Here is a 14,576-nt window from a genome sequence, read left to right on the forward strand (position 1 = left end):
ACTTCCCTACACCATCGAGGAATTCAGATGAGTGCGCGTGACTGGGGCGTGCTGTTCGTCCTGTGCGGTGCGATCTTCCTGGAAGGCATCGACGTGGCCATGCTCAATGTGGCCCTTCCCGCCATCCGCTCCGAACTGGGTCTGTCCACCGGCGAGTTGCAGTGGATCATGAGCGCGTACGTCCTCGGATACGGCGGCTTCATGCTGCTCGGGGGACGGGCCGCCGACCTCTTCGGCCGGCGCAGGATGTTCGTCTTCTGGCTCACCGTCTTCCTGCTCTTCTCGGGCCTCGGCGGATTCGCCACCGACGGCTGGACGCTGATCGTCGCGCGGTTCGTCACCGGCGTCGCCGCCGCCTTCATGACCCCGGCAGGACTGTCGCTCATCACCACGAGCTTCGAGGAGGGCCCGCGGCGCGACAAGGCCCTGCTCGTCTACTCCGGCACGGCGGCGGGCGGCTTCTCGATCGGTCTGGTCGTGGGCGGACTGCTCACCGCGGTCGACTGGCGGTGGGTGTTCTTCGCGCCGGTCGTCCTGTCCTTCCTCGTCCTGACGGCGGCGCTCGCGCTGCTGCCCAGGCCGCCGCGGCCGGACCGGACCGGAGAGCGTGTCGACCTGGCCGGTTCGGTCAGCGTCACGGCGGCCATCGTGCTGCTCGTCCTCGGCGTCGAACGCGCCTCCCACACCGGGATCGGAGGGACACTCGGCACGCTCGCGGCGGGCCTCGCGCTCCTCGCCGTCTTCGTCGCCGTCGAGCGGCGCTCGGCCTCCCCGCTCGTACGCCTGGGCATCTTCCGCAGCGGACCGCTGGTGCGCGCCAACCTGTCCGCGCTGCTGTTCGCGGCCGGCTTCTTCGGATTCCAGTTCCTGGTGGTGCTGTACCTCCAGGAGCTGCGCGGCTGGTCGACGCTCCAGACCAGCTTCGCCATGATCGTCATCGGCATCGACGCGATCCTCTCGCCCACTCTCACGCCCAGGCTGGTGGCCAGGTTCGGCAACGCCAGGGTGATCTTCGGCGGGCTGCTGCTGGCCGCGCTCGCCTACGCGCTGTTCCTGCCGGTCGGCGCCGACTGGACGTATCCGGCGATGTTCCCGAGCCTGATCATCCTCGGGCTGGCCTTCGCGCTCGCGTACGGCCCCCTGACCATCGCCGCCACGGACGGTATCGAGGAGCGCGAGCAGGGTTTGGCCGGCGGTCTGCTCTACACCTCGTTCCAGTTCGGCGCCGCGCTCGGCCTCTCGGCGGTCACGGCCGTGAACGTCGCCGCCACCGACGGGGACGCGCCAACGGCCCTGCTGGACGGGTACCGGGCCGCGCTGGTCGTCCCGTTCGCGGCGGCTCTGATCGCGGCCCTCGTCAGCGCGTTCGGGCTGCGCTCGCCGAGGAGGGCGGCGGCGGTCGTCACACCAGGATCAGCACCCCGATGAGCACGGCGATCACGATCACGCCGATGCCGGTTCCCATCACGCAGCCCGGGTTGGTCGCCAGTTCGGACAGGCGGGTCGTGAGGGTGGGGGGCGCCGGGTGGCCGGGGGAGTGCGGCGGGGGTGTGGTGCTCCCGGGGACCGCCTGCGGCAAGCGGGGCAGCTGAGGAAGTTGCGGCGGCTGGGGTGGCTGGAGTGCCTGGTGGGTGACGGGTGGTGACTGGGGTGGCTGGGGCGGCTGGTGGGTGACGGGCGGCGCCTGGGGTGTGGCGGGTGGGGGCACCGGGGCCGTGTTCTGGCTGATGACATCGCGCAGGATCTGCTGCCAGACGACGGGGGGCAGATCGGGGGCCAGGCCGTTCCTGGGCGTGATGACGCTCTGCCAGAGCCAGTTGCCCGCCGTGGGGTGGCGGTCGCGGACCATGCGGTGCAGCAGTTCCTGGAGATCGCGCAGATAGCGTTCGTCGCGGGCCAGGGGGGCGACGGCCCAGGTGAACAGCTCGGCCGCCCGTCTGGCCATGGCAGTCCTCGAAAGAGGCTCCGTGTCCTGCCTGTTCGGCGTGGAGTACAGGCCGTTGCGGAGCACCTCCGCGCACAGCTCGTGCTGGACGCTCGTCCGGCGTACGCGGACGCGGTGGTCGCCTCCCAGCTCGTCCAGCAGCAGTTCCACGGAGTCCTGCGGCAGTTCGGGGGAGCGCAGCTCGTCCAGGAGCAGTTCGTCGGACAGCGTGCGCAACCGGTCGGCGAGCAGGCCGCGTTGTGTGATGTTCCCGCGCCGGTGGACGCGCAGCTCCGCGTGGAGCGAGCGCGCTTCGTGGGCGGTCAGCGGATGGCCGGCGGCGAGCGCGGGCTCCGACGTCGGCCTCGGTGTCGGTGTCGGTGAGCGTGTCGGTTCCGGTTCCGGTTCATGTTCCCATTCCCGCTCCCGCTCCCGTTCGCGTTCCCGTGCGGATACGGGTACGGGCGCGGGTTCCGGCACCGGTTCCGGTTCCGGTGCCGTCGGTGTGGGGGTGGGTGTGGGCGCGGCGGTCGCGGGCCGGGGCGGTTCACGGCGGTCGGCGTACAGGATCTCCTTCAGCAGGAGGCGCCGCCGCGCCCACTCCAGCCCCGCGCCGTCCCTGAGCCCGTCGATCAGCTGCGGTACTCCCGGGCCGTCCGCCGGGTGGGCCAGGACGTGGTCCACCAGCCGGGCCGCCGCCATGTGCTCGAACTGGGGGTTGGCCGGTGAGCGGCCCATGACCCGGGCCAGCGGACCCGATCCGCCCGCGTCCGGCTCCCAGCGCGGGACGGACGTCAGACGCAGCTGATGCGTGTCGACCGTGTCGTACGTGGCGAACGTCCACTCGTGGCCCAGCCAGGAACCGAAGAGCATGAACAGCCCCAGGTAGACCAGCTGCGCCGCGTCCTGGTCCGGCCAGCCCGGCTGCTTCCCCCCGTCCGTGAGCAGTGACACCCGCTGTGCCGGATCGCGCAGCCACTCCGCGGTGACCAGGATCAGCGCGTTGCGGACCGTCGGCAGCTGCTGCCGCATCCCGGGCAGCCGCTTGCGCGCCACCGCGTCCAGCGCCGCGGGCTCCACCGCGCGCAGCCGTCCGGCGGCGTTCTCGGCGGACTCCCTGCCGCCCCAGCCGCCGTGCGCCAGCCCGAGACACAGACGGGTCTTGAGGGTCTTCGGGTCGCCGATCAGGACATGGCTGACGGTGCTGGGCCGGCCGCCCCGGTCGGTGGTGGGCCAGCGCTGTACGAGCATGACGTCGCCGTCGCGGGACAGCACCCGTACGACGCTCTGCCGCGGGGCCGCCGTACCGGACACCCACAGCAACGGGCCCAGTTCCCGGCCCAGTTCCTCGGCGCGTCCGGCCGGGCAGGAGTGGGCGACGGCCGTCATTCCGGTGCCCTGGCGGCCCTGGTTGCCGTCCCACCGGAAGACCACCTGATGCACCGGGCCGGAGCCCGCGGCACCGCTGCCGCCCGCCCCGCTCATGCCGCCCGCCGTCCGCCGGGACGGCCGCTGCTCCTCGAAGTCGTTCACGTCACTTCGCTCCCTCTCTCACAGAGCCCACAGAGCCCACGGGGCCCGCAGAGCCCATGGCGGCCTCCAGCGATGTCGGCGCCGCCTCCATCGCGGGCGCCGTCCCCACGGCGAACTCCTCGGCGCCGCCCGGCACGTCGATCAGCCCGTGCATCGCCAGCAGCGACAGCAGCGGTTCGAGCACCCGCCGGGGTCCCGCCCCCGCCGGGTAGCGGCCGTGCTCCTCCTGGCCGCCGGTGGCCGACGCGACATGCAGGGTGCACCGGCGGATCGCGTCGAACGGCCGCAGCCACGCCTGACCCGCGTGCCGGCGCAGCAGCCCGTACACGTCCTGGCTCTCCTCGCGCATCAGCGCGGGGTCGAGCGAGGTGGCCGGCGCCGTGTCCAGCCATCGGTCCACGGGCGGCTGGAACCGCAGCAGATCGGCCTTGCCGAGCACCATCGCCGCCGCCACGTCCAGATACGGCCCGCTCTTCGGCAGCCGGTCCAGGACCGTGCCGAAGGCGAGATCGCCGTCCCGGTTCACCTCAAGTCCCCAGCGTTCCCTGGCGTGGTCCAGATGCGGCAGCGGGAGTGCCAGCGCCGGGTCGACGACGAAGATCATGGCGTCGACCCCGAGCAGGAAGCGGAGCGCCGCGTCGGTCCGTACGAGATCCTCGCCGCCGAGATCGAAGAAGGCGACCGGCCGTACCTGCCCGTGGACGTCGGTGATCAGCAGGGACTCCACGAAGCGGGCGAAGCCGTCCAGGCCGAGGGCGCCGGTGTGGTCCAGGACCTTGCCGTTGCGCAGCGGCTGCACCCGTTCCCGTACGAACCGCGCGTGCTGCTCCGGGTTGACGGACTGCCACTTCAGGCCGAAGGGCTCCAGACCGCCGTCGGTGATCTCCGCGATCATCTGGGTCAGCAGATGGCTCTTGCCGGTGGAGGACTGGCCGACCATCGCGACCGTCAGCGGCCGGCCGTAGGTGAGGTAGGGCACCGGGATGAAGTGCTCGGGGAAGTCCGGGTCCGCCGTGCACTTCTGGACGGCGCCGCGCATGACGTCCTGGCGGCGCAGGGAGTTGCCGATGCTCGAGGGGTCGAGCGGCTGGTACTGCATCCTGCTGTCGGTGACGAACAGCGATGTGAGGTCGAGCTGGATGGTTTCCAGGCAGTACGGGCAGAGCACCTCGCCGTTGGCGCGCCCGGCCGCCGGGTCCGGGCCGTCGGGGGATCCGGCAGCGGGCGCCAGCCGCTTGAGGCGCAGCGCCTGCTCGAACGCCTCCTGGTGCGGGCGCGTCTCGTCGGCGGGCACGGTGAGCGCGATACGCCGGGCCGCGCCCGGCGCCAGCAGGTCGAGCAGCCGGTCGGGGGTGGGCCGGTCGGCCGCCAGCGGGGCGAAGGCGCCCCGCAGGGTCTCGGCGAGCACCCGGTGTTCGCCGAGATCGGCGGGTGCCCGGTCGGCGGGCCCGGCCCGGCCGGTGGCCAGCTGGTAGAGCACCTGGGCCGCGCTCCACACCATGTCCCGGGAGTCGGCGAAGCCCTCGCCCCCGCGCTGTTCCGGCGAGCAGTAGGGCGCCCGGCCCCACCGGGTCCTCGGCCGGCCGGCGCGGGCCGCTCCCTCCAGGCCCCAGAGCTGGACCGACGTGCCGTCCCAGAGCACATTGGCGGGCGAGATGCCGCGTAACACCAGGCCCTGGCCTTCCAGCAGACACAGCGCCAGCATCAGGTCACGGGCGAAGCGCGGCTGGTCGGTCGCGGACATCACATGCGTGCGTACGGCGGGCTCGCCGCGCGGCGCGGCGTACAGCAGGAACGGCTCGGCCGTGTCCAGCTCGTAGCCGATGACCTTCGGGAAGAGCGCGGCGTACTCGGTGGTGTCGAGCACCCGGTGCAGATGCAGGGCGGTGCCCGCCTCCGCGTCCAGCAGCGCGCGCGCCGCCGGGTTCGCCGCGGCGGAGGCGGGCAGGCGCACCTGGAGGCACTGCTGTCCCTCGTCGTCGAGCAGGCCCTTGCGGATCCACTGGGGCAGCAGCGGATCGCGGCGGGATTCGCGGCCGAAGCGGACGGGGGCCGTGCGGCGGCGCCCCGAGGGGACGGTGAAGGAGAGGGTGGTGCTGGTCACCGGCGGTCGCCGTCCTTTCGTCGGTACATCCGCACCGGGCCCCGGTACGTGTGCGCTGAGCGGCTTGGGTGCGGGGTTCTGGTCACCAGCGCTCGCCGTCCTCTCGTCCGTACGCGTCTCCGCGTTCGTACGCGTCCACCCGGCCGGACCCGTGCGCGTCCTCCCGGCCGGACCCGTGCGCGTCCACCGGGCCCGACTCGTACGTGTCCTCGCGGTCGGACCTGTACGCGTCCTGCCGGTCGGACCTGTACGCGTCCTCCCTGCCCGACCTGTACGCGTCCTGCCGGTCGGACTCGGGGCTCTGGCGCGACCGGACCGTGTCCACCACCCCCATCCGCAGCGGGGTGAGCCGGATCAGACCGGCGTACCGGCCCGACGAGGTCCACAGCGCCTCCTCCGGCTGGCCGGAACCGCTGGTGCGCCAGGCGTTCTCGACCTCGCCGCGCACGGCCTCCGGGGCGAATCTGATCCAGACCGCCGCCGCCGGGTCGCGGCTCAGCAGTGCTCCCTGCTCGGGTGAGGAGAGTTGCACCACGATCCGCCGGTCGGCCTCCGCGCCGACCAGCTCCGCCACCCGGTGCGGGTCGGTGCCCAGCAGGTTCGCCGACGTCGTGCGGGTGCGGTGCGCGGCGGCGAACGGGGGCGGGGCCAGCACGCCGTTGCGCTGGAGGTGATGGCGCGCGGTCGACAGCAGCTCGCGGACCCGTGTCTCGGTGCGCCCGACGGCGAGCGTGCCGGCCTGGCCGCGTTCGACGGCGCCCCAGTAGGGCGCCATCGCGACCAGCGCCGCGTCCGTCAGATCGCCGGCCAGGGTGGCGACCAGCTCGGGACCGCCCTCGCCGCTCTCGCGGTCGAGCCAGCGCGGAACCCCGGCGGTGCGGTCCCCCCACGGGGCGGCGGACCGGGCGGCACTCTCCGTCTTCGCCGGCTCGTCCCAGGAGGACCCGTCCTCCCAGGCGTACGCACTCGCCCAGTCGGTGTCCTCGTCGTCGGCCGTACCGAAGGCGTCCGTCTCCAGGCCCGAGGCGCTGGTCAGCCAGTCGTCCTCGGCGGCCGGTTCGGCGCCGCCCGTATCCGCGACCGCGGGCCGGTCCGGCTCGGGCACCGCCTCGGCGTCCGCCGCGGCGGCCGTCGCCCGCAGCATCCCGGCGACGGACCGGGCCGCGTCGGCGCAGTACAGGCGTTCCTCGGCGGCCCAGTGTTCACGGACCGCCTCGGCCAGCAGGCCGTCGAGCCCCTCCAGGGCCCGGCGCAGTACGGCGGTGCCGTGGCCGGCGGCCCAGAAGTCGGCCGCCTCGCCCCACAGCCGGCGCGTCGTCTCCACCGCGACACCCAGGCCCACCAGCAGTCCCGCGGTGCTCAGCCAGAGCGGGGGTTCCGCGACGTACGCCACCACCACCCCGGCCACCGCGCCGACGACCGCCGCGACCCGGGGGCCCACGGTCCAGTGGCCCGGCCGCCCCGCGCCCCGCAGCCGGGCCGCGCCGAGCACCGCCACGGCGAGGAACACCAGCGGTACGACGACCGCCAGCGCCGCCAACGGCCCCTGCCACAGGGCCCCGAGCAGTCCCGCGGCCGCCGCCACCGGAACGACCACCGGGCCCGGCACCGCGACGCCGCCCGTCGGCACGCGCGGGGCCACCGCGTCCGCGGAGTGCCCGGCGAGCCTCGGCAGCAGCGCGGAACCGGGCACCGGTTCCACCCGCCCCGCCAGCCCGGTGAAGCGCTGGGCCACCGCGCGCAGCGCCAGCCCCTGCCCCAGCAGCTTCCCGGCGAACTCCCGCAGGCCCTCGCCGATCCGCTCGCCCACCCCCTCGGCCGAGGGCACCCGCAGACCGAGGGCCGCGAGCCGGGCCGCCGCCTCGGCGGCGGACGACGTCGCGCCGGAGCCGCCGCCGCGCAGGGCCGTGCCGACGAGATCCTGATACCCGTCGAGCGCCCGGCGGGCCTGGTCGAGGTCCGCCTCGAACGCCTCCCTGCGGGCGCCGCTCAGCAGCCCGGGGAGGGAACGCAGCCCGGCCTGCGCGTCCTCGGCGTCGGCGAGGGCGTCCGCGCAGGCGCGGTACGCGTCGTCCGCGACCCCGCCCGCCACCCGGTGCCGCTGGTCGGGGCCGCCCCGGCCCGTCACCAGGCCCCGCAGCGGCTCCGGCAGATCGACGGCGGACCACGCGGTCACCGGAAGGTCCGGTACGCGTCCGCCGCCGCCCGTGAGGCCGTCCCCGCCCGCGAGGCCGTCGTGGCCCGCGAAGCTGTCCCCGCCCGCGAGGCCGTCCTCGCCCGCGAACCGGGTGAGCGCGTCGCGCCAGGCCCGGTCGCGCACCTCGGGCGGCAGGTCCTGCTCCAGCAGCCGCACCCCGGGCGCGGCGACGGCGTCGGGCAGCGACCCGAGGTCGTCGAGCACCCGCAGGAAGACATCGGGTACCGACAGCAGATCCACCAGGACCGCCAGCGCGTCCGGGTCGTCGGGCGCGGGCTGTTCGAGCGCCGTACGGGCGGAGCGCAGATCGCCCGCCCACAGCAGGCCGATACCGGAGCCCCGCAGCAGCGCGGGGCGCAGCAGCCGCCGGTCCGGCTGGAACGCCTCGTTCTCACCGGCGTACGAACCGGGCGCGCTGCCCACCAGCAGGACGAGGATCCGGACCTCGCCCACGGCCCGGTAGGCGGTGATCAGTTCGTACTGCCGCTGATGGTCGGTCAGCCCGGCCGGGGTGTCGACCACCAGGAACAGCGGGTGGTCGGGCTCCGGCAGCCCGGCCAGACCCAGCTGTCTGGCGACCTTGGCCCGCAGGACCGGGGGGCCGTCGAGTTCCGCCGCCCCGGCGCGCAGGTCGAGATGGATGACGGTGGCGATCTCTTCTGGCGTGATCACTCCGCGTCACCGTCCCAGGGGTTGTGGCGGGATCCGTCGGGGGCGCGGTCGAAGCCGCCGTCGCGGTCTCCGCCGCGGGCGTCGGGGTCCGCGCCGGAGTACGGGCGGCGGGGATCGACGGGGTCGCCGGGGCCGCCGGGGCCGTCCCACGGCACGGAGGGCCGGTCCGCGCCGCTGGAACGGCCGTTGGCACCGTCCCCGGAGGCGCGCCGCGGACGATCGCCGTACGAGTCGCGATCGCCGTACGACTCACGATCGCCATACGAGTCGCGACCGCCGTACCCGTCGCGGCCACCGCCCGGGTTACCGCCGCCTCCCGGGTTGCCGTACGCCTCGCGCTCGCCGTATCCGTCGCGCTCACCGTTCCGGTCGCGGTCACGGTTGCCGTACGCCTCGCGCTCGCCGTGCCCGTCACCACCGCCGTGCCCGTCACCGCCGCCGTACCTGTCACCGCCGCCGTGCCGGTCACCGTTCCGGTCGCGGTCGCCGTGCGTCTCACGGCTGCCGCCCGCCGGGTACGCGTCGGCCGGGGCGCGCGGCGCGGTGCCCCAGTCGTCGTCATCGGCCACCGCGCGCCGGGGTTCCGGAACCTCCTTGCGGGCGCGCGGCTTCGGCGTCCCGCCGCGTACGTGCTCCAGCAGCGTCCGCAGCGTCGGCTGGATGGCGCGCTGGTCCCCGAACTCCGTGTCCAGCGCGGCGGGCAGCGTCTCCGCCCAGAACTCCCACAGCGGCCGTACCCATCCCTCGACCCGTTCGCCGCCGCGCTCCCGGCGGTCCTCCAGCAGCTCCAGCTGGCGCGGGGCGATCTTCTCGACCAGCTCGACGAAGAGCGGATGCGGATCGGTGCCGCTCCTGGCGAGACCGATCGGCTGAGCCCCCATCAGTTCGCGGCAGTAGTCCTCGACGGTCCGCTCGTCGTCCAGCACCGTCCAGCGTTCGTACGAGCGCAGCAGCTCCGCCCAGCTCGACACACCGCCGGGGAAGTCCCCCAGCCGCAGCCGTACGCCGGGCACGTTCTCGCCCGTCTCGGGGAACAGCCGCAGCCGCACCCGGCCCGGCGACGCGGAGTCGCCGTCGACCACGTCCACCTGGCCGTTCCACATGCAGCACAGCAGCCGGTGCAGGATGGTGCGGCGGTCGTCCTCGCTGCTCACCATCCAGCTGTCCCGGAAGCCGAGCCGCTGCCGCCATCGCAGCACGTCCTGGGCCTGTTCGGAGTCCTTCGCCCTGGCCCACTGCCTGAGCACCTTGCGGGCCTCGGGCACCTGCGTGAGGCTCATCTCGCTGCGGAAGAGGACCACGGTGATGGAGTCGCTCTCCACGCCCCGGTACTCCACGGAGTTCTTGGCGTCGGAGGGCAGTCGCAGGGCCTTGCCGAGGTACTCCTGCACCTCCTCCACGGCCTGCACGCGCGGGTAGGTGACGAGGGCCCGGAGCGGTCCTGTGCCCTCCGGGGTGAAGCCGACCGGCAGCAGTCCGGTCAGCTTGCGGCCGAACAGTTCCAGCGCCTCCTTGCTGACCTGGTCCGTGGCGTCCGTGTCGCCCGCGGCGGCGGCCAGCAGGGTACTCATGGGCGGCAGCAGCGGGCGTTCCTCCAGCTGTTCGCCGCTCTCCGCGAACAGCCGGGTGATCCGGCCCTCCAGCTGCGCCTTGACGACCGCCACCGCGCTGTCCGGGCTGCGGCGGCTGAGCGAGTGGACCCGCCGCCAGGTGTCCCCGTCGATCATCTTCAGCAGGAGGGTGGCCTCGTCGTCGTTCTCGCGCAGCCCCTCCCGGCGGATCATCCGGGTGACCAGGTCCTCGTAGAAGTGGTTGAGGGTGCGCTGCGGCGGCAGCAGATACGAGATGCCGGTGCGGTCCTCGTACAGTTCGAGGCCCTTCTGCGCGGACACCTTGCGCTCCCGGTCGGAGTGTTTGCGGAAGGAGTTCACCAGCCGCCCGAGGTCGGTGCCCGCCACCTCCGCCTGGGACTGCCAGCGCTGCTGCTGCTCCCGCCACGCCTCGTGCCACACGGTCCTGCTGCGCCACTGGTACCAGGTCTCCTGGTCCCTCAGGGCCGCCTGTACGTCGTCGTCGCCCCAGCGTGCCGGGGACATGCCGGCGAGACGGCCCTTGATCCGCGGGCTCTTGGGCGGCTGTTCCGTCACCCCCGGCGGGCGCTGGGGGGCGGTGGCGCGGCTGTTGAGCATGCCCAGGAAGCCGAGCCGGGCGATCGGTTCCTCGCTGTCCGGGACGCCCCTGACGACGCGTTCGGCCAGGAAGGGGTCCACGCTCTGGAGGAGCTTGTCGATGGCGGGGCGCGGGGCGAACCGGTCGGCCATCGTCGCGGCCTGGCGGTCGGCGATGGACTGGAGATCGGACAGCAGCCGCTGCATGTCCGCGATCCGCTCGCCCAGCGCCTGCTCGATGGCCCGGCTGCCGCGCGGCAGCGGATCGGGCTCGGGCACAGTCAACTGCTTGCGTTCCCACAGCTCTTCGAGGTACGAGTCGGTGAAGAGCTGACGGATCATCGGGACCGCCGTCTCGCGCAGCGCCGTGCGTGGCCGCTCCACGAGATCGGTGACCGCCTCCCGCAGCAGCCGGCCGGCCACCAGGTCGGCCAGCTGGTCCATCGGCGCGGTCATGGAGGCCACCAGACTGGTGGAGACGCCCTGCCTGCCGATGCCGGTGGGGGACAGGGCGCTGCGGTGCACGCCCCGGTTGATGAAGCTCGCGGCGAACGTCTGGAAGTCGTCGTCGGCGGCCGTCGACCGCCCCCGGGAGCGGCCGTCGCCCAGCTCGGTGCCGATCAGCGACATCACGAGCGAGACGATGGAGCGGCGCAGATCGTCCTGGCGGATGCCCGCGGTCGGGCTGAACAGGAAGGCCGTGGGCAGGATGCCGGTCCGCAGCCGGATCGGCTGCATGCCCGGGTAGTGGATGCCGAGCCCGGACTCATGGTCCAGGTCGCCGATCTCCGACCCCTCCGTCGGCGCGTTCTGTCCGTCCACCAGCCGGAACAGATCGACCAGGGCGCGGGCCGCGTTGAGTTCCGCCTCCCGGCCGCCGCCCGCGGACGAGGAGAACGAGGACGGCATCACGACCAGCGGGTAGATCTTGACCCCGTCGAAGCGGCGCAGCTGGAACGCGTAGTTGATCAGGTGCAGATAGTCCAGGAAGATCCCGGCGCCGGTGCCGCCGGCCACCGAGAAGGCGACGAACACATCGCAGCCGGTGACCTTTCCGCCGCCCAGCTCGCTCAGCTCGCCGGCCGACCTGGCGATCGCGTCGATGGCCTGGAGCAGGGGTTCGAGGACCGGGGCGAGGCTGTGCCGGAGCGTGGCGAACAGCGCCGCGCGCCCGACGGTGGGCAGCTGGCCCGCGCCGTTGTGCAGCGGGGTGACCTTCGGCTCGTCGATACGCGGCGGCAGCCAGTCGGCGACCTCGTCGCGCAGGCTCGCCCGCAGCATCTTGGTCACCTCCGGTGAACTGTCGAAGTTCGGCAGCAGGTTGTGGGTGGCCCGGGAGGTACGGGCGTACGCGGCCCGCAGCGACGGGTCCACGTTGAACTGCGGCAGCCGCTGGAGGTCGGACTCGCTGTAGTCCGCGTACACGAACTGGAGGCAGTCGGGCAGCTGGTAGGGGGCGTGGCCGCTCAGATGGCTGAGCGCGACACCGTCGGGACCGCACAGTTCGGCGCGCAGCTTGCGTTCCAGCTCGGCGCCGACCAGGCCACCGGTGCCGCCCAGGCCGACGAAGAGCATCGGCTGGAAGATTTTCATGAGGTTTCCTCCCGCTCACGGCCGTACCTGCGGCCGGTTCGTCCTCGGTGCGTCTGTGGATTCATGCCGTGTCACAGGTACGAGTCGTAGGTGCTCGAACTCCCGCCCTCACCGGTCGCGGGGGTGGTGGTGGGCGTGCTGGGCGTGGTGGTCCGCGACCGCGAGGGCCGCGGCCAACGGGTGCTGCGGGTACGGGTGGTGCGCGTACGGGGCGGGCGGATACGGGTCTCCTCGCCGAGCGCGAGGCTCAGCGAGTCCGTCAGCGGGACCTGTCCGCTGGCGGTCAGCCTGGTCCGCCGGCCGCCGCGCTCGCGCAGCACCGCGCCGCCTTCCGGGCTGCGCTGGACGGCGTACGGGCCGTGGTTGCGCCGCTCGATGCGCGGGCTGCGGTGGGGTTCGACGACGGCGAACTCGTACCACTGCTTGTGCCCGTGCCCGGCCGGGTGCTCGCCGAGGATGTCGCCCGTCTCGGAGACCAGGCGCAGCACCAGGCCGAACGGGTCCCTGCGGGTACGGCGCTGGCGCAGCCAGGCGAGGACCGCCAGGACGGCCAGGACGACCACGACGGCGGCGGTCAGGAACGCCCACCAGTACATGTCCCAGATCCCGGGTTCCGGCGTCACCCGTACCGAGAGCGGGGAGCGCACCAGCGTCCGGTCGTCGTCGGTGGTGTCGACGACCGTGACGGTGCCGCCGAGCCGCAGTCCGTCGTCGCCGAGGCGGTCGCCGAAGACGTCCTCGGGGGCGACCTCGACCGTCACCTTCCGGGTCCCGGACTCACCGGGCTTCACCTCGGTCTCCGCCGGGGTGACCGAGAGCAGCCCGTCCTGGAGGTCGGCGACGGACAGCCGCAGGGTGTGCGGGGTGTCGCTGGTGTTGTGGACGGCCAGGGTGCCGGTGACCGTGGAGCCGGGATGGGTGTCCGCGTCGGGCAGCGTGAGCGCGGCGGTGACGGGCAGCACGCCGGGCGCGACCTGGCCGGTCTCGCTGCGGGTGTCGGCGCTCAGCCCCGACGCCGTCAGGGTGCCGCTCACCTTCAGCGCGCCGCCGGCGCTCTTCGGGATCCGCACGGAACCGGTGAAGGAGCCGTCGCTGCCGTCCGGGTCGGCCCCCTTCCCGTCGTCGGAGAGGTCCAGCGCCACCGGGGCGAAGCCGTCGCCGGTCAGCTCACCGCGGACCTGCAGCCCCGCGTAGTCGTCCGGGTCCTTGATCTCGTAGCCCTCGCGGGTCTGCAACCGCATGGTCACCGTGGTCTTCTCGCCGGCCTGCGGCGACGGCGGGTCCATGGTGATGGAGCCGCGCAGCTCGCCCTGCCACAGCACGCTGACACCGACCGGCAGGGAGCGGTGCCCCTCGGGTGCCTCGGCCTTCACCTTCCAGATGCCGGGGACGGGGTCGACGATCTTCAGCGCCTCGACGGCGCCGCCCGCGCCCGCCAGTTCGAACCGCGATGCGCGGTACGTCCCGGAGGTGGGCACCTCGTGGCCGCTCGGGTCGAGGTAGGTGACCGTCACCTCGGGGTCGCCCTTGTCGACCACGATGCTGCCCACGGTCGCCAGCGGCGAGATGCCGATCTCCAGGGTGGCGGGCGGCCGGTTGCTGGGGCCCCGCTCGTAGCGCAGGCAGTGGGCGGCGGCGAAGATCTTCTCCAGCGTCGGGCCGACGTCCTTCGCTCCGGACACCTTGCTCGCCTTCGGACGGGCGGAGGGCAGCTCGACGCAGCCCTTCTGGAAGCCGCCCGCGGCGATCCGGTCGAGCTGCTTCCTGTCCGGGGCGGGACCGAACCCGAGCGGCCAGATCTGGACCTGCTGCTCGGCCGCGTTCTTCAGCTCCAGCTCCAGCTGGCGTTCGCCCTCGGCCTCGCGGTGCGCGGGATCGCCGTACTTGGGGCTGCCGCTGACGTCCATCTTCCCGTCGGTGAGCAGGAACAGCACGCGCGGCACCGACGGGTCGGTGCCGGTGCTGAGGTCGTGCACGCCCTGCCGTATCGCGCTCGGGAAGTCGGTGCCGGTGCCCTCGCTCTTCTTACGGCTGCGCAGCTTGTCCACGCACGCGCCGACCGACTCGCGCCCCGGCTTGTCCAGCGTGGTGCGCGGGCAGACCGGGTCGACCGCGCGCTGGCCGTCGGACTCGGCGGCGGCGAAACCGAAGACCGTGACGTTCGAGGACGAGGAGACGTCACCCAGCGCGATCCGGGCGGCGGCGGCCTTCTCGGCCTTCATGTCCTCGGGCGCGAGACTGGCGGACTCGTCCACGGCGACCGCGTAGTTGACGGAGCCGAAGGCCGGTTCCGACGCCGCCGCCGGCACCGGCCGGGGACCGGGCGGCGCCAGCAGGGATAAGAGCACGGCGGCGCCGCCCAGCGCGGAGACCGCGCCGCGGCGC

At 73.6% G+C, this 14,576-nt stretch carries 6 protein-coding genes; 1 reads left to right on the forward strand and 5 read right to left on the reverse strand.

Features of this window, described 5'->3' with window-relative positions; translation table 11 throughout:
• The first annotated feature begins 27 nt into the window (after positions 1-27).
• Positions 28-1,428: an MFS transporter gene (locus ACIOGX_RS14635; protein WP_401913129.1), complete on the forward strand. Its 1,401-nt coding sequence runs from the start codon at positions 28-30 to the stop codon at positions 1,426-1,428.
• On the opposite strand, the gene ACIOGX_RS14640 is transcribed toward ACIOGX_RS14635, so the two are convergent.
• From ACIOGX_RS14640 to ACIOGX_RS14660, 5 genes are all read right to left on the reverse strand, one after another.
• Complete coding sequence (locus ACIOGX_RS14640) at positions 1,403-3,457, reverse strand: hypothetical protein (RefSeq protein WP_401913132.1); 2,055 nt, start codon at positions 3,455-3,457, stop codon at positions 1,403-1,405. The genes ACIOGX_RS14635 and ACIOGX_RS14640 overlap by 26 nt on opposite strands.
• Position 3,458: 1 nt before the next feature.
• Positions 3,459-5,561 (reverse strand): hypothetical protein, encoded by a 2,103-nt coding sequence (locus tag ACIOGX_RS14645; protein WP_401913135.1) that lies wholly within the window; start codon positions 5,559-5,561, stop codon positions 3,459-3,461.
• Positions 5,562-5,643: 82 nt separating this feature from the next.
• Positions 5,644-8,430 carry a hypothetical protein gene (locus tag ACIOGX_RS14650; RefSeq protein ID WP_401913138.1) on the reverse strand — a complete coding sequence of 929 codons (2,787 nt, stop codon included), beginning with the start codon at positions 8,428-8,430 and terminating at the stop codon, positions 5,644-5,646.
• Positions 8,427-12,191, reverse strand: coding sequence for a tubulin-like doman-containing protein (locus ACIOGX_RS14655; protein WP_401913141.1), 3,765 nt, complete (start codon positions 12,189-12,191; stop codon positions 8,427-8,429). The genes ACIOGX_RS14650 and ACIOGX_RS14655 overlap by 4 nt, the downstream gene beginning before the upstream one ends.
• Positions 12,192-12,262: 71 nt before the next feature.
• Positions 12,263-14,539: a VWA domain-containing protein gene (locus ACIOGX_RS14660; protein WP_401913144.1), complete on the reverse strand. Its 2,277-nt coding sequence runs from the start codon at positions 14,537-14,539 to the stop codon at positions 12,263-12,265.
• Positions 14,540-14,576: the final 37 nt, after the last annotated feature.

This window comes from Streptomyces sp. NPDC088147 (genome assembly GCF_044741565.1).
Taxonomy (GTDB): Bacteria; Actinomycetota; Actinomycetes; order Streptomycetales; family Streptomycetaceae; genus Streptomyces.